Raw genomic sequence first — 15,572 nt, 5'->3', positions numbered from 1 at the left:
CGTCCGCGGCGCTCGAGCAGAGCAACCTTAGGCAAAACTGTCACCCGGCCCACCGGCACCGAGCATGAAGAAGGGGTTCCCGAATTCGCTTCGGGAACCCCTTCTTGGCGTCCGCCACCTCACTGCTGGGAGGTGGTCTCCTGCTGGTGGCTGTTGCTGTCCTGCGGGAAGAAGCTCCATCCCGAAGAGGAGCTCTCCGAGCTGCTGGTCTCGCTGGGCGACGTCGTCGGGTCCGTCGGACCGGTCGTGCTCGACGGCGGCGTCGAGCTGCCGGTCGGCGGCACCGGCGGCAGCGGCTGCGACGGCGACGGCGGTGCGGTCGGCTGCTCCGAGGTACTCGGCGTGGAGCTCTGCGAGGAGGTCTCCTCCTCGTTCTCGCCGATCCGCTTGGTCAGCGAAGCGTGCGCGGCCTGCAGCTCGCTGAGCCCGTGCTCGGAGTCGACCTTGTGCATCTGCTCCCTGGCCGAGCGCAGCGCCTCCTCGGCCGCGGTGAGCCTGCCGTCCTCGACGGCGCCCTCGGCCGTGTTCAGGTCTTCCTTCACATCGGTCGCGGCCTGGATCGCCTGCGTCTGGTCGGTGTAGAGCACCTTCGCCACGCCCCACAGCATGTCGCCGGGCTGGGCGTCGCGAGCCGCCACGCCGACACCGGTGAAGGTGATCATCAGAACCGCTGCTGCGGTGGCCACCGGGACGAGGTGCCTGCGGCGCAGCGCGCGTCGCGGCCGCTTGCCCTCGGCAATCGCCGTAGCGGCGGTGTCAACGTTCACCAGATCACCGATCGGCGCGGCGTCGACCTCCTGACGCCAGGCGACCAGCAGCTCCTCGACGCTCGGACCGGAATCGCCTGCGAGCGCGGAGACGTCGGGGTTGGTCCCGCCGAGCGCGTCCAGCAGCTCGTCGTCGTCCTGCAACGCCGCGAGGTCGATCGGCTCGTCGTCGAAATCGTCGTCGGTACCGGTTTCCGCCGCGTCAGCGGTCTCGGTGCGCTGCCGGAAGGCGAGCACCTCGGCACCGGACTCGGCGTCGGTCTCGTCTTGAGGAGTCTCGGACTCGGCAGAGCCGGATTCCCGGTGCTTGTCGATCAGTTCCGTTCCCTCGTCTGCGGGCGCCGATCCAGGAGACAGATCCCGCTCGTCACCACTGGTCGAACGGTCCTGGGACAGGCCGGACTCGATCGGGTCGCGCCCTTCCTGCTCCCCTCCGGGCCCTTTCCGCTCAGCCATTCAGACCACCTCCTCCGCGGACAGCGTCTTGCGCAGCCGGGCCAACGCGCGGTGTTGTGCCACGCGCACGGCGCCCGGCGTCGAGCCGACCGCTTCGGCGGTTTCCTCCGCCGACAGCCCGACCACCACCCGGAGCAGCAGGATCTCGCGCTGCTTGTCCGGGAGGATGCGAAGCAACTGCGCCATCCTGCCCGAGAGCTCACCCTGCATGGCCCGCTGCTCTGGTCCCGCCTCGCCTTCCGGAGTGTCCGGAACGTCGGCGACGGGGTCGGAGCGGTTGCGAGCCGAAGCACGGTGCGCATCAGCCACTTTGTGCGAGGCGATGCCGTACACGAACGCCAGGAAGGGACGACCCTGGTCCTTGTAAGTGGGCAGTGCGGTCAGAACCGCAAGGCACACTTCCTGGGCCACGTCGTCCGCGCTTGCGAACGACCGTTCGTTTCGTCCGACCCTGGCGCGGCAGTACCGCACCACCAAAGGACGGATTTCGGCCAGCAAGCGCTCAATCGACTGACGATCGCCGTCGACGGCGGCGCTTACAAGAGCGTCCAGCCCGTCCCCCACATTGGTCATCGCAGACAGCAGCCCTGGTGTTACGCGTTCAAGCGATTCGGATTTGCCCGGCGAAACTCGCGTGCACCGCACGCTGCGCCGTGGCCACCGTACCGGGCAGGGGGCGCTCGCAGAACAGGGAGTGGGATACGCGGGCGGTCGTCGTCACCCACCCACATCTACCAGAAGGTGGAGGCCCGGGTATCGGTCCTGGGCAACGCGATCTCGCAGAAGCCGAGGAGACGGTGTTCACATCGCGCACCGAGAACCGCCCGCCGCCGGCGATCTCGGCGATTTGTCGGCTTGTTCGCTCTTCGAGCGCGAAAGATCGGAGAACCAGCGAAACTGTGGCTCGCGTCACGCGCCCGGGGTGGCGCATGACGCGAGCCACAGTCGCACTGGACGACGTCAGCTCGCGGGGAGTCAACGTTGAGCCGAGCGCCGGCGACCCCCAGCGACGGCGCGCTCCGGCTCGGGGTTCATCTTCAGGCGACGAGACCGCGGCGGAACCCGTGCGCCACGGCCTGTGCACGGTCCCGAACGCCCAGCTTGCGGAACAGCCGGCGCGCGTGAGTCTTGACCGTGTCTTCGGAGAGGTAGAGCTCGCGACCGATTTGACCGTTGCTCTTGCCCTGGCTCATGCCACGCAGCACTTGGAGCTCGCGTTCGGTCAGCTGCACGCCCGGATCGGACGGCTGCCGCGGCGCGGGCACCGAGGTGCTGGCGAGGGTGTGCGCCAGCGCGGCCACCAGCTCCGGCCGGGACGCGTCCCAGCGCAGGTAACCACGAGCGCCACCGGCGATGGCGGCAGCGATGCTGGCCGCATCGTCCGGAGCGCCGAACACGATCACGTTCGCTTGCGGGTGGGCGGAGACGAGCCTTCGGGTGGCTTCCACCCCGTTGGGCACCGCACGCTGGGTTCCGACCAGCACGACGTCCACGGACTGCCGCGAGAAGCGGGCCAACAACTCGTCACCATGTGCGACGCAATCAATCCGGCTCACTCCCGGGACAGCTGACATCACACGAGTGAGCCCTTCCCGGACGCTACGTCGGTCATCGCAAATCAAGACCGTCGTCACGGGAACTCCTTCCTGCAGGCGAGTGACGTTCCATCTCCCCTATCGGACGCGGGCGGGCGAACCTTGACACGATCCGGTGCCAAATCCGTCCGGAAAGTGACTCAAGACCACACGTGAGAGATCTTCACTAGGTCGGAGCAACCGGTCGCGGCTACGCCGGGGAATCATCCACCAGGCTCCATACCTGCGATGTTCACCCGTTCGCACACCCGCGGTCGGCGGTTTAGCCCGTTCGAACGACGACTTCAGTCCCGGTTCACCGCCCTGTTGTGATTTAAGTCACACACGCTCAATCTAGCCGAGCACGCTCTCCGAGACGCGGGCCACAGCGGCCTCCAGCGAACCGAGCCGCTCCGCGTACCCCGGCAGCGCCTCGGCCGACCAGCCCGGGCCCGCCACGAACGCCCGGGACCGCTGCCGGGTGATCGGAATGTCGTCCAGGACCTGCGGAGCCGCGTAGTGCGGCTGTGCGGCCCACAGGACCACGGCTGCGGGGGCGGACCGGCGCACGGCCGCGGCGAGGCCCTCACGCGGCAACGCGGCGCCGAAGAGGCGATGCCCGACCCGGTTGGCGGCCAGCGCGGCGGCCAGCGCCACCAGCTCCAGCTCCTGGACCTCGCCGGGCACCGGAGCCAGCACGACCGGGCGCGGGTTCACCGGCGCGGGAGCGGTGGCGATCACCGAGCGCAACGCGGTGGAGGCGCAGTCGGTCAGCAGCTGCAGCACCTCGACACCGGAACCGGAACGCTGCCTGCGCTCGCTGATCGCGCGCAGCACCGGCTGCAGCATCTCCTGCCAGGTGGTCACCACGCCGTCGGACTCCAGCGCCTCGATCAGCAGCTGCTGCGCCGAGTAGGAGTCCAGCGCCAGCGCGGCGCGCCCCAGGCCGCGGGTGCGCGGGCCCGCGCCGGTGAGCTTGAGGCCGCGGCCGCCGGTGCTGGCGCCCTCCAGCTTCAGCTCGCCCTCGGTGCCGTCCAGCACACCCGACAGCATCAGCGGCTCGTCAGCACCGGGCGCCCGCTGCTGCTCGGGCTCGGCGGGCTTCTGCGACTGCGGAGCGGCCACGGTGCGGGCGTAGCGCGCCGCCTCCATCGGCGAAGCCCCGCGCAGCAGGGCGCGCTGCATCTGCTCCAGGCGGGCGATGTCGTCGGGCCCGTAGCGGCGATGCCTGCCGCTGGTGTGGTCGGTGGGGCCCAAGCCGTAGCGGCGGTCCCAGGTGCGCAGGGTCGCCGGGGCCACGCCGAGTCGGCGCGCCACCGCGGCGACGCTGAGTCTCGGCTCCTCGTCGGAGCCCTCGGCGTCACCTGAAGCCTGCTCTCGCTCCGGCTCCGATGCGTCGATCGGAAGCGGGGCGTCCACCTCTCGGGTTGATTCCGGCCGCGTGGTCACGCCGGACATATTCCGGTCCACGCACGCGGAGAGCAAGCCATTGGCGGTTCGATCACCCGAAACCAAAAGATCACCCCAATGATGAACAGCTTGTGACGCGAAAAGGGTTGAACAAGTTTTGACTCGGTTCTACGGTCGGATCATGCGAGGCTACGGCAGTCCCGTCGTAGCGAGGGAGGGGATCCACCGGTAGGAGGTGGTTGTCGCAATGGCAGACACTCGACGTCTTCCAGGACCGAACGCCGATATCTGGGATTGGCAGATACGGGGTTCGTGCCGGGGCATGGACAGTGCGTACTTCTTTCACCCGGACGGCGAACGCGGGCCGGCACGTGCCAGGCGGGAGGCCAAGGCCAAGGAGGTGTGCCAGCACTGCCCGGTGCTCGCGCAATGCCGGACGCACGCACTGGCGGTCCAGGAGCCCTACGGCATCTGGGGAGGGCTGTCCGAATCGGAACGCGAAGTGATCATAAAGGCGCGGAAGCGCCAGCAGCTGGCGGTCGCAGCCGGCTGAGGCTCTGAGCTCAGGCTCCGAGGAATTGCGATGACCGCCGAGTGCGGGCGGTCGCCGGGGACGAACGGCAACGAGGGGCGTCGTTCGCATCCGGCAGGAAGACAAAAATCGGGGCGGCACCCACTCGCTGGGTGCCGCCCCGATCTGGGTTGTGCCCGGTCAGTGACCGTGCCCGTGCCCGTGACCGGACGCCTCGGCCTCCTCGGCCGGCTTGTCCACCACGGCGGCCTCGGTGGTGAGCACCATCCGGGCGATGGATGCGGCGTTGGAGACCGCGGAACGGGTCACCTTCAGCGGGTCCACCACACCGGCGGCGGCCAGGTCGCCGTACTCATCGGTGGCGGCGTTGTAGCCGGAGCCCCAGTCCATGTCGCGGACCCGGGAGACCACGACCGCGCCTTCCTGGCCCGCGTTGTTGGCGATCCAGAACAGCGGGGCCTCCAGCGCGCGACGCACCAGCTGCGCGCCGGTGGCCTCGTCGCCGGTCAGGCCGAGGTCGCCCTCGAGGCTCTTGGACGCGTGGATCAGCGCGGAACCACCGCCGGGCACGCTGCCCTCCTCCGCAGCGGCCTTGGCAGCCGCCACGGCGTCCTCGATCCGGGACTTGCGCTCCTTGAGCTCGGTCTCGGTGGCGGCGCCGACCTTGAGCACCGCGACGCCGCCGGCCAGCTTGGCCAGCCGCTCCTGCAGCTTCTCGCGGTCCCAGTCGGAGTCCGAGGCCTCGATCTCCTTGCGCAGCTGCGCGGCGCGGTCGGCGACGTCGGAGGCCGAGCCCTTGCCATCGACCAGCGTGGTGGCGTCCTTGGTGACGGTGACCCGGCGAGCCGAGCCCAGCACCTCCTCACCGACCTCGGACAGCTTCAGACCCAGCTCCGGCGCGATGACCTGCGCCCCGGTGACCACGGCCAGGTCGTCCATGAAGGCCTTGCGGCGGTCGCCGAAGTACGGGGCCTTGACCGCGACGACCTTGAAGGTCTTGCGCACGGCGTTGACCGACAGGGTGGAAAGCGCCTCGCCCTCGACGTCCTCGGCCACGATCAGCAGCGGCTTGCCGTTCTGCGCGACCTTCTCCAGCAGCGGGAGCATCTCCTGCAGGTTGGAGATCTTCTCCCGGTGCAGCAGGATCTGCGCGTCCTCCAGGATGGCTTCCTGGCGCTCGGCGTCGGTGACGAAGTGCGGCGAGATGAAGCCCTTGTCGAACTGCACGCCCTCGGTGACGTCCAGCTCGGTGGCAAGCGTCGAGGCCTCCTCGACGGTGATGACGCCGTCGTCGCCGACCTTCTCCATCGCCTCGGCGACCAGACCGCCGATGGCCTCGTCGCGCGAGGACACGGTGGCGATCTGCGCGATGCTGTCGCGGCCCTTGACCGGGGTGGCGTTGGCCTTCAGGGCCTCCACCACGGCCTCGGCGGCGTCGGTGACGCCCTTGTTCAGCGCGGCCGGGTTCGCACCGGCGGCCAGGTTGCGCAGGCCCTCCCGGACCAGCGACTGGGCCAGCACGGTGGCGGTGGTGGTGCCGTCACCGGCAACGTCGTTGGTCTTGGTGGCGACGCTCTTGGCGAGCTGGGCCCCGAGGTCTTCGAACGGGTCCTCGAGCTCGATCTCGCGAGCGATGGTGACGCCGTCGTTGGTGATCTGCGGTCCGCCGAACTGCTTGTCCAGCACGACGTGCCGGCCGCGCGGGCCGAGCGTGACCTTCACCGCGTCGGCGAGCTGGTTGACGCCGCTCTCGAGCGCGCGGCGCGACTGCTCGTCGAAGGTGATCTGCTTAGCCATGTTTCCAACAGCCCTTCAAATATGTGCCTGATCTGCGCGGGTTCTCACGCCGACATGCGACCGCCCCGGAGGTCCCGGGGTCGGGACCGCCGGGGCGGCACTGCGCACGTGGTGCGGAAATCGTCAGTTGACGACGGCCAGCACGTCGCGGGCGGAGAGGATCAGGTACTCCTCGCCGTTGTACTTGACCTCGGTGCCGCCGTACTTCGAGTAGATAACGACGTCGCCTTCATTCACATCCACCGGGATGCGGTTGCCCTTGTCGTCGATTCGACCCGGGCCGACGGCCAGGACCTTGCCCTCCTGGGGCTTTTCCTTGGCGGTGTCCGGGATAACGATGCCGGACGCAGTCGTCGTCTCGGCTTCGCTCGCCTGGACGACGATCTTGTCCTCAAGCGGCTTGATGCTCGCCACGGTGATGACCTCCACCTTCTGGGGCCTTCGAAGCGTTGGCTGGGAATGGACGGCTCCGTGGCTCCCCGCCGTCGCGGGTGCCGGGGCGCTCCGGCGCCGTTCTGCTAGCACTCTACCCAGGCGAGTGCCAACGCTCAACAACCACCCGCATCACTCGGATGCGGCAACCGCCGCCGAACCCCGCGAGCACGGCCGATGGGGGGACATCGTCGCAGATGACGGCGCGGCGATCGGCCGATCGCCGGGGCCGACTTCCGGAGCCGGCGCGCGGATCTCGAATTTCGCCTCGGCGTGTCACGCCCCGGAGCGGCGCGGCCACCTCCCGTGCCGGACCGCGCAGTCGATCACTCCACCCACGCTCACCTGCGACATCGTGAGCATTGATCAGCGCAGCGTGATCATCGCAGGTAGATCGGCATGCGGCAAATGTCACCAAAGCTTCGAGGCGCTTCACACCGGCCCCATTCGGTGCCATAGGTTGCAGCCCATGCCAGCCCGCTCGAAGCCCGCGAGCCGTCCGTGGGAACGCCGTCCCCGCCCAGCGCGCCCACCGGGCCCCTCCGGTCCGCCAACCCGCTCGAACTGGCGCCCCAAGTAACCGCCCTCCCAACTCCAACGAACCACCCCCACCCCTCGTTCCCGAATTCCCTGGAAATCCGTCCCCCGAATTCCCTGGAATTCGGGGTCGCGTTTTCGAGGGTTTTCGGGGAGTTCACGCGGTCGTGGGGGTCTCGTTCGTGCGACCCCGTGGGCGAGTTGGGGTCGGCTGCGCGGGCGTGTTGGGGCTGCGGGGGTCATCGGATGGTCGCCGAGGCGTTGAGGTGGCCCCGGAGGCCTCGGGATGGCCGCCGAGACGTCTGGGTTCACCCGGAGGCCTCGGCGGGATGGCCGCCGGGGCGTCGAGGTGACTGCGGAGGTCTTGGGGCCGCCGGGGCGTTGGGGTGGCCGCGGGGACTTGAGCCGCTGGGGGGCGTTGGGGCCACTCAGCTCGGAGGGGTTGCGGACACCGCGGGGGTGTTGATCTTCCCCGGGGTGGCAGACTCCGGTTCGTGCGCTTGGTTCAGGTGGGGATCGGGGTGCTGGCCGTGGCCGTGCTCTTGCCCCTGGGGTGGGTCCGGTTTCGCAGCGCTCGCCGGATTCGGACGGTCGCGGACGTGCCGCCCACCGAGGTCGCGCTCGTGTTCGGCGCGGGAGTCCGGTCCGACGGGATCCCCAGCCGGATCCTGCAGGGACGGCTGAACGTCGCGCTGCAGCTGTACCGGTCGGGCAAGGCCCGGCGGATCGTGGTCAGCGGCTCCCCGGAGTCGCGGGGGCACAGCGAACCCGCCGTGATGCGGCGGTACCTGCTCGCGCACGGAGTACCCGACGCGGCGATCGCGCTCGACGAGTCCGGTGTGGACACCTGGTCGTCGTGCCGCGGCGCGGCGCGCGACTTCGGGCTCGACGAGCTCACCGTGGTGACCACCCGGTTCCACCTGCGCCGCGCGATCGCCCTCTGCCGCCGCCACGGCATCGATGCCCGCGGCGTGGGCCACGACGCCGCGGCCGACGGGCTCCGCCGGGTCAACGCCCGCGGCACGCGACGCGAACTCCTCGCCACGATCAAGGCGTTCTGGCTGCCCCGCTGACGCCGCAACGGCAACCGGCGGCGCACCGCGCCGGGTAGCTCCCGGGCTACTGGACGACGATGGTGCCCACCGGAAGACCGGGATTGGCGGGCATGTCCAGCGGCGACGGTTTGGCATCGGTGCGCAGCACGTGCGCGCCGAGGGCGGCGATCATCGCGCCGTTGTCCGTGCACAGCCGGGGCCGGGGCACCCGCAGGGTGATGCCCGCTTCGGCGCAGCGCTGCCGCGCCAGCTCGGACAGCCGCGAGTTGGCCGCCACCCCACCCGAGATGACCAGGGTGTCCACCTCGAGGTCCGCGGCCGCGCGGACCGCCTTGGCCGTGAGCACGTCGGCCACCGCCTCCTGGAACGACGCGCACACGTCCGGCACCGAGATCTCCCGGCCCGCGCGCTGCTCGGTCTCCACGTAGCGGGCGACCGCGGTCTTGAGCCCCGAGAAGGAGAAGTCGTACTTGGCGTCGCGGGGACCGGTGAGGCCGCGCGGGAACGAGATCGCTTCCGGATTGCCGAGCTTGGCCTGCTCGTCGATCGGCGGCCCGCCCGGGTAGGGCAGGTCGAGGATGCGGGCGACCTTGTCGTAGGCCTCCCCGGCCGCGTCGTCGATCGTGGAGCCGATCTCGGTGATCCGCTCGCCGACGCCCTCCACCAGCAGCAGCTGGCTGTGCCCGCCGGAGACCAGCAGCGCCAGGCAGCGCTCCGGCAGCGGCCCGTGCTCGAGCGCGTCCACCGCGACGTGCCCGCCGAGGTGGTTGACCCCGTAGAGCGGGACGTCCAGCGCGCTCGCGTAGGCCTTGGCCGAGGCCACCCCGACCATCAGCGCACCAGCCAGACCCGGTCCCGCCGTCACCGCGACAGCGTCCACATCGGACAGCGCGAGTCCGGATTCCTCCAGCGCCCGCTGCATCGTCGGCGCCATCGCGGTCAGGTGCGCGCGACTGGCGATCTCCGGCACCACGCCGCCGAAGCGGGCGTGCTCGTCCACACTGGACGCTACGGCGTCGGCGAGCAGCTCCACCCGGCCGTCGTCGGCCAGCCGGACGATGCCGACGCCCGTCTCGTCGCAGGAACTCTCGATTCCGAGAACGATCCGATCGGTCATGACTGCTCCTGAGCGGGCCGCCGCATGGTGTGCGCGTCGGCGCCGGACGGCTGGTAGTAGCGCTTGCGCAGGCCGACGACCTCGAAGCCGTACTTGCGGTACAGCCCGGTCGCGGGCTCGTTGTCGGTGCGCACCTCGAGGAAGACCGCCGCGCCCTTCTCATCGGCGCGGGTCAGCAACCCGCGCAGCAGCAGCTCGCCCACGCCACGCCCCTGATGAGCGGGCTCGACGGCGATGGTGTGCACCTCGGCCTCGACATGCGGCGGCCGGCCGTTGATCGCCAGCCCCGCGTAGCCGATCAGCCGTTCGGCGAGGTAGGCACCGATGTAGTGGTGACCCTGGTCGAGCTCGGAGATGAAGGCGCGCTGGGACCAGGGATCGTCACCGGGGAACAGCTCCTGCTCCAGCTCCGCGCACCGGCGCAGGTCGGCGCGGCGCAACTTGAGCACCTGCACATCGGTGGCCTCGGCGGTCACTGCTGCCCTCCGATCAGCACCGACTTGCGCTTGCCCGGCTCCGCGGCGTCGGGCCTGCGCAGGTACAGCGGCACCAGCGGCGCCGGATCGGCCGCGAGGTCGGCGACCGCGACCAGCCCGACGGCCGTGGGGTAGCGCGGTTCGATCACGCGCAGCCCCAGCGACTCGGCGAGCTCGCCGGCGGCGACCTCGTAGCCCTCGGTGGGCACCTCGGCGGGCTTGGCCACGTGCGGGCCGCCGACGCGGGTGGATCCGTCGTAGGCGGCCCAGAAGGTCTCCTTGCGGCGCGCGTCGGTGGCCACCAGCAGCGGGCCGTCCGAGGCGGCGGCAGCGGCGATGGCATCGACGCTGGTCACCGGGTGCACCGGGATGTCCCGGGCCTGCCCGAGAGCGGAGGCGGTGGCCAGGCCGACGCGCAGCCCGGTGAACGGGCCCGGCCCGATGCCGGCCACGATCGCGTCGACGTCGGCGAAGGTGCGTCCGGCCTCGGCCAGCACGTCGAGCAGCTGCGGCATCAGCAGTTCGCCGTGCGCACGCGGGTTGATGGTGACCCGTTCGGCGAGCACGTGCGGCTGACCGCCGTCAGCGACGACCAGCCCTGCCGTGACCGCGGGGGTCGAAGTGTCCAGCGCAATGACGAGCACGGCAACTCAGAGTACTTCAGTCCTGGTCACGCGTGCTATGCGGGCTCACCGCCCGCGACGGCGGCGGACCGGTCGAGCGACGATCACACCCCGGCCTGCTGCTTGGCCCTGGTGATGGCCATCACGTGCTCCATCAGGGTGGTGAGCAGCTCCTTGTTCGACTCCCGGCTGCGGGCGTCGCAGAGCAGCACCGGAGTCCGGTCGTCGAGGTCCAGCGCCATCCGCACCTCGTCGGTGTTGTAGACCTGCGTGCCGTGGAAGCAGTTCACGCCGACGATGAACGGCAGACCGCGCTGCTCGAAGTAGTCGATCGCCGCGAAGCAGCTGTCCAACCGGCGGGTGTCGGCGATCACGATGGCGCCGAGCGCCCCGTTGGCCAGCTCGTTCCACATGAACCAGAACCGCTCCTGGCCGGGCGTGCCGAACAGGTAGAGGACCAGGTCCGAGCTCAGCGTGATGCGGCCGAAGTCGAACGCGACGGTGGTGGTGGATTTCGCCTCCACACCGCTGAGATCGTCGACGCCCTCGCTGGCCTCGGTCATGGTCTCCTCGGTCCGCAGCGGCACGATCTCGCTGACCGATCCGACCAAGGTGGTCTTGCCGACGCCGAAGCCACCGGCGACGAGAATCTTCGCGGCGACCGCGTTGACGGAGACTTGCTCAGAGTTTGCGGATCCCATCCAGCACCTTCTGCATCATGTCGAGCTTCAGACCGTCCGTCGGCGACGAGTCCGGCCCGAAGACCACGTACTCCCGATCGATCAGGTCACTGATCAGAATCTTCACCACGCCCAGCGGGAGATCGGCCTTCGCGGAGACCTCGGCGATCGAGACCGGCGTGGAGCAGACCGACAGCACCCGCTGATAGTTGGGTGAGAGCCCACGCGCGTTCGGCGGCACGGGTTGCCGTGCCACGACGAGCGTGACCAGGTTGAGCTCGTAGCTCGTGGCACGCGTACGCCCCCGGGTCAGGGCGTACGGGCGCACCACCGGACCCGCGTCCTCGTCGAACCATCCGCTGCCGCTGGACATGGCGCTCACACGTCGGTTGCGCTTCGGGGCGCGGAGCTGAGGTAGTTGCCCACCCGCGTGACCATCCGGTTCGCCTCGAAAGCGATCATGCCGAGATCCGAATCGGCGGTGGCCAGCAGGGCCAGGCAGGCGCCGTCGCTGGCCGCGGTGACCATCAGGAAGCAGTTCGCCATCTCGACGACGGTCTGGTAGACCTCGCCGCCCTCGAAGTGCAGGGACGCTCCCTTGGACAGGCTCTGGAACCCAGAAGCCACCGCCGCGAGGTGCTCGGCGTCGGCCTGCTGCAGCTCTCTGGTGCGACCGAGCAGCAGACCGTCGGAGGACAGCAGCGCGGCCTTGTCCACCCCCGGGAGCCGATGCGCGAGATCGTTGAGCAGCCAGTCAACTTCCTTGCTGTAAGCCTTGAGCGTCATGCCTCGTTTCCTCCTGGCCGCGCAGCCTGGCCGGTGTCGTTGCTGCGCGCTCGCTTGGTGCCCGACTGGAAGGCGGTCATGTTGGTGCGGAACCGGTCCGGAGTGCTCGGAGGTCCGCTTTCGGCAGCCGGCTGCGCGGGGGCCTCCGGCTTTCCGCCCTGATCGAGCTGTGCACGCAGCGGGGCGGCGATGTTCGCCTTCTGCCCGCGCTTGCGCTGCGGCAGCGGTGGCTTGTCCACCGCGCCGGCGGATCCGGCGCCGTCATTGGTGACGCCGTTCCCCTTCGGCGCACCGTTGCGGTCCGGTTCCGGTGGCGCGCCGGAAGTGGTCGTCTTCGGACGGTTCTCCGTCGGCACGTTGGGAAGCTGGGTGGACATACCCGGCACCTGCTGGCCCGAGCGCTGCCCCTCCTGCGGTCGTTGCGGCGGTCCGGGCTGCTGCGGCGCGGGACGCTGCTGCGGTTGCTGCTGCGAATACTGCTGCGGTGCGGGCCGATTCGGTGCGGCCTGCGGCGGCGCCTGCGGCGGGGCCGGCGGTTGCTGCGGCACCGAAGGCTGCTGCGGAACCGAGGGCGGCGTCGGCTGCCGCCCCGGCGACTTCGTCGGCAGGTCGGGCATCTGCCCGACCGGGTTGTGCGGGTTGATCGGAGCGTCCGGACCGATCGGGTCCGGCGCCACGTCCGGGTCCAGCCTGCCGGTCATCAGCCGCTTGCGCGGGATCTTCTGCTGCCCGGAGCCCTCGTCCGGAATCGCGGGCTGCTGCGCGGTCGTGGCACCGCTCTCGGCCCGATCGGTCTGCGGACCGCGCTCGGCGACCACGTAGTTCGGCACCATGACGACCGCGCGCACCCCGCCGTAGGCGGACTCGCGCAGCGTGACGCGGAGCTCGTGGCGCGCCGCCAGCCGCGCCACCACGAACAGGCCCATCCGGGCCTCCTCGGAAAGCGCCATCACGGAGAAGTCCGGCGGGTCGGCGAGCATCTGGTTGAGCTCCTCGAGCTTCTCCTGCTCCAGCCCGATGCCCTGGTCCTCGACCTCGACGATGACGCCCTTGCCGACCACGTTGCCCCGCACTTCCACGTGCGATTCCGGCGGCGAGAACGCGGTCGCGTTGTCCACCAGCTCGGCCAGCAGGTGCACCAGGTCGGCCACCGCGCGGCCCTGCACCGAGACGTCGGGGACGGAGCCGATGTCGACCCGGGCGTAGAGCTCGGTCTCGGCGACCGCGCCCTGCACGACGTCGTGCAGCGGCACCGGGTTCCGCCACTGCCTGCCGGGGCGCTGCCCGCCGAGAATGATCAGGTTCTCGGCGTTGCGGCGGGACTGGGTCGCCAGGTGATCCAGCTGGAACAGCAGCTCCAGCTGGTCCGGGTCCTCGAGCTTGCGCTCCGCCTTGTCCAGCACCTGCAGCTGCCGGTGCACCATGATCTGGCTGCGGTGGGCGATGTTCAGGAACACCGACCGGACACCCTGCCGGGTCTCGGCCTCCTGCACGGTAGCGCTGATCGCCGCGAGCTGCGCCTTGTTGAAAGCCCTTGCGACCTGGCCGATCTCGTCAGTGCCGAAGTCCAACCAGGACACTTCGCGTTCGATGTCGACTTGCTTCCCGTCGCGCAGCCTGGCGACGACGCTCGGCATCTCGCGCTCGGCCAGCGCCAGGGTCTCCCGCCGCAGCCTGGTCAGCCGCCGGACCAGCAGCTGGGAAAGGCGCAGCGCGACCAGGAAGACCACGCCCGCCACCAGCACGATGATCGTGCCGGTGATCGCGGAGGCACCCATCGTCTCGGAGGCCACCGTCTCGCCGAGCGAGACCGCGTAGCCGTAGTGCGAGGTGGACAGGGCGTTGAGCTCCTGGGCGAGGTCGTGCGAAGCGCTGATCCAGTCCTCCGTGCTGACCGGGACCGTGATCTTCTCGCCCGCGGCCGCCTTGCCGCCCGCGACCTCCATGGCGTCCTGCACCGCGTCGACCCGCTTCCACGCGGACCGCTTCTGCAGCGCCTTGTACTCCTCCTGCTCCTGCGGGGTCATTCGCGGGGTCAGCGAGTTGAGGTTGTCGTGGAAGGCGCCGATCTGGTGCGCGTACTCGTGGTACTGCGTGGGCGTCATGCCCACCGAAGTGCGGCCGAGCGCCAGGGCGTGACCACGCGACATCGCGTCGGCCGCGTCCAGGAGGTCCGAGGCGACACCGGATTCGTAGGAGACCTGAGCGTCCGGGGCGTACCGGACGTAGGTCCGGAAGCTCATGTTGTAGGCGTCGACGAGCTCGTTGTAGAAGTTGTAGACCGGGTCCAGCTCCGCAGGTCCCGCGTCGACCTGCTCGCGCACCTGGCTCAGCGCATCCAGCTTGGTCCGGAAGTCCTCGATCTCCGGCTTCGCCTCGGCCGGGACCGATTCGGCGAACTCGTCGGCGACCTGCTTCATCTCGGAGACCGAGCGATCGGTCTCCGAACGGACCTCGTCCAGCGCGGAGCGGTCGTCGCGACCGCTGAGGTAGACGAGCGTGAGCTGACGTTCGTCCTGCACGTTGGACAGGAAGCGCGCCGCCGGCTGCTTGGCGTCGGCCAGCTTGCCGACGAAGCTGTGCACGCTCAGCCCCTGGTAGACCAGATATCCGGACAGGCCAACGCCCACGAGCAAGGCCGCGATGCTCGGGACCAGCGCGATGATGAGGAGCCGCGCCTGGATGCTCCCGGAGGCGAAGAGGCGTTTCAGCGTTGCCATGGACCTCGTCTCACACCTTCTCCGTTGGTTGGCCCGCGGTCAGGAATTCCTTACACGACCCCGCGTTCTTGAAACGTTCAGGATCGGTGGATGCGTCGAAAAATCCGAGAGACGGCTGCGCGTCAGATGACGCCGCAGCCTAGGACCGCACGCATAAGCGGTCAACGCGACGGGGATCAATCGACTCGATTGTTATACATGCTGGTCGAGCAGTGTCGCCGGAACGCTAGCAGACTCCATCCGGAAGGCTTGAATTGCATTACCCCTCCGGAATCGGAGTCGCCATTGTCCGATTCCGAAGCGGACCCACAAGTATTCATCCCGGCCGAATACGCGTGACACTAGCCCATTTGGAGCAGTCAAAGCACCGCCATTAGGGCGATTCAGACAGATCACTACTCTCAGGTAGGCTCACGCGGCAATGACCGGCAAATCCCGGTCCGCACTGGCTTTCAAGTACGAATTCCCGGCGTGGAGGAAGCGGACTCAACCCCGATAGTTAACTTCCAAACACTTCTGGTCGCCGTCGCTCCGGGGCGCTGCTGAATGCTGCGCCGCGTTTTGCTGTCGGCGGCTTCTTAAATTTTTAACTACGCGGTGCTCCCCCATC

15 protein-coding genes are annotated in these 15,572 nt (G+C 69.5%); 2 read left to right on the top strand and 13 right to left on the bottom strand.

From position 1 onward, the window contains the following. Positions 1-119: 119 nt before the first annotated feature. The 4 genes from ABD289_RS01270 to ABD289_RS01255 all read right to left on the bottom strand — a co-directional run bounded on the left by ABD289_RS01270 (position 120) and on the right by ABD289_RS01255 (position 4,246). The gene (locus tag ABD289_RS01270; RefSeq protein ID WP_344125518.1) at positions 120-1,223 is read right to left on the bottom strand and encodes an anti-sigma-D factor RsdA; all 1,104 of its coding nucleotides are present in this window, start codon (positions 1,221-1,223) and stop codon (positions 120-122) included. Beyond that, complete coding sequence (locus tag ABD289_RS01265; RefSeq protein WP_344125515.1) at positions 1,224-1,796, bottom strand: sigma-70 family RNA polymerase sigma factor; 573 nt, start codon at positions 1,794-1,796, stop codon at positions 1,224-1,226. 464 nt (positions 1,797-2,260) lie between these two features. Continuing rightward, the gene (locus ABD289_RS01260) at positions 2,261-2,857 is read right to left on the bottom strand and encodes a response regulator transcription factor (protein ID WP_344125513.1); all 597 of its coding nucleotides are present in this window, start codon (positions 2,855-2,857) and stop codon (positions 2,261-2,263) included. Positions 2,858-3,151: 294 nt separating this feature from the next. Beyond that, on the bottom strand, positions 3,152-4,246 hold the full coding sequence (locus ABD289_RS01255; RefSeq protein ID WP_344125511.1) for a MerR family transcriptional regulator: 1,095 nt from the start codon (positions 4,244-4,246) through the stop codon (positions 3,152-3,154). 208 nt (positions 4,247-4,454) lie between these two features. Between ABD289_RS01255 and ABD289_RS01250 the strand changes: the two genes are divergently transcribed. Beyond that, entirely contained in the window at positions 4,455-4,760 is a 306-nt protein-coding gene (locus ABD289_RS01250; protein WP_344125509.1) for a WhiB family transcriptional regulator, read from the top strand. Between the two features lie 159 nt (positions 4,761-4,919). Here the strand turns inward: ABD289_RS01250 and groL are convergent, their stop codons facing one another. Then, positions 4,920-6,536 (bottom strand): chaperonin GroEL, encoded by a 1,617-nt coding sequence (gene groL, locus ABD289_RS01245; RefSeq protein ID WP_344125507.1) that lies wholly within the window; start codon positions 6,534-6,536, stop codon positions 4,920-4,922. Between the two features lie 123 nt (positions 6,537-6,659). Further along, positions 6,660-6,950 carry a co-chaperone GroES gene (groES, locus tag ABD289_RS01240; protein ID WP_145744409.1) on the bottom strand — a complete coding sequence of 97 codons (291 nt, stop codon included), beginning with the start codon at positions 6,948-6,950 and terminating at the stop codon, positions 6,660-6,662. Positions 6,951-7,999: 1,049 nt separating this feature from the next. On the opposite strand from groES, the gene ABD289_RS01235 reads away from it, so the two are divergent. Continuing rightward, positions 8,000-8,578, top strand: coding sequence for a SanA/YdcF family protein (locus tag ABD289_RS01235; protein WP_344125503.1), 579 nt, complete (start codon positions 8,000-8,002; stop codon positions 8,576-8,578). Between the two features lie 46 nt (positions 8,579-8,624). Here ABD289_RS01235 and tsaD read toward each other — a convergent pair whose 3' ends face one another. The 7 genes from tsaD to ABD289_RS01200 form a co-directional block, all read right to left on the bottom strand. Continuing rightward, a complete protein-coding gene (gene tsaD / locus ABD289_RS01230; protein WP_344125501.1) occupies positions 8,625-9,677 on the bottom strand; it encodes a tRNA (adenosine(37)-N6)-threonylcarbamoyltransferase complex transferase subunit TsaD in 1,053 nt (350 codons plus the stop codon). Beyond that, entirely contained in the window at positions 9,674-10,153 is a 480-nt protein-coding gene (rimI, locus tag ABD289_RS01225; protein ID WP_425564512.1) for a ribosomal protein S18-alanine N-acetyltransferase, read from the bottom strand. The genes tsaD and rimI overlap by 4 nt, the downstream gene beginning before the upstream one ends. Then, on the bottom strand, positions 10,150-10,797 hold the full coding sequence (gene tsaB / locus ABD289_RS01220; protein ID WP_344125498.1) for a tRNA (adenosine(37)-N6)-threonylcarbamoyltransferase complex dimerization subunit type 1 TsaB: 648 nt from the start codon (positions 10,795-10,797) through the stop codon (positions 10,150-10,152). The genes rimI and tsaB overlap by 4 nt, the downstream gene beginning before the upstream one ends. Before the next feature lie 83 nt (positions 10,798-10,880). Then, complete coding sequence (locus ABD289_RS01215; protein ID WP_344125496.1) at positions 10,881-11,477, bottom strand: GTP-binding protein; 597 nt, start codon at positions 11,475-11,477, stop codon at positions 10,881-10,883. After that, positions 11,458-11,829, bottom strand: coding sequence for a DUF742 domain-containing protein (locus tag ABD289_RS01210; RefSeq protein ID WP_344125494.1), 372 nt, complete (start codon positions 11,827-11,829; stop codon positions 11,458-11,460). Before ABD289_RS01210 ends, ABD289_RS01215 begins: the two co-directional genes overlap by 20 nt. Positions 11,830-11,834: 5 nt before the next feature. Next, on the bottom strand, positions 11,835-12,242 hold the full coding sequence (locus ABD289_RS01205; protein WP_344125492.1) for a roadblock/LC7 domain-containing protein: 408 nt from the start codon (positions 12,240-12,242) through the stop codon (positions 11,835-11,837). Further along, a complete protein-coding gene (locus ABD289_RS01200; RefSeq protein ID WP_344125490.1) occupies positions 12,239-14,962 on the bottom strand; it encodes a nitrate- and nitrite sensing domain-containing protein in 2,724 nt (907 codons plus the stop codon). Before ABD289_RS01200 ends, ABD289_RS01205 begins: the two co-directional genes overlap by 4 nt. Positions 14,963-15,572 lie beyond the last annotated feature (610 nt).

The sequence above is a fragment of the Saccharopolyspora halophila genome (assembly GCF_039531955.1).
GTDB classification, from domain to species: domain Bacteria; phylum Actinomycetota; class Actinomycetes; order Mycobacteriales; family Pseudonocardiaceae; genus Saccharopolyspora; species Saccharopolyspora halophila.
The sequence above is the reverse complement of the archived record's forward strand: the minus strand, read 5'-3'. Positions and strand labels throughout refer to the sequence as shown.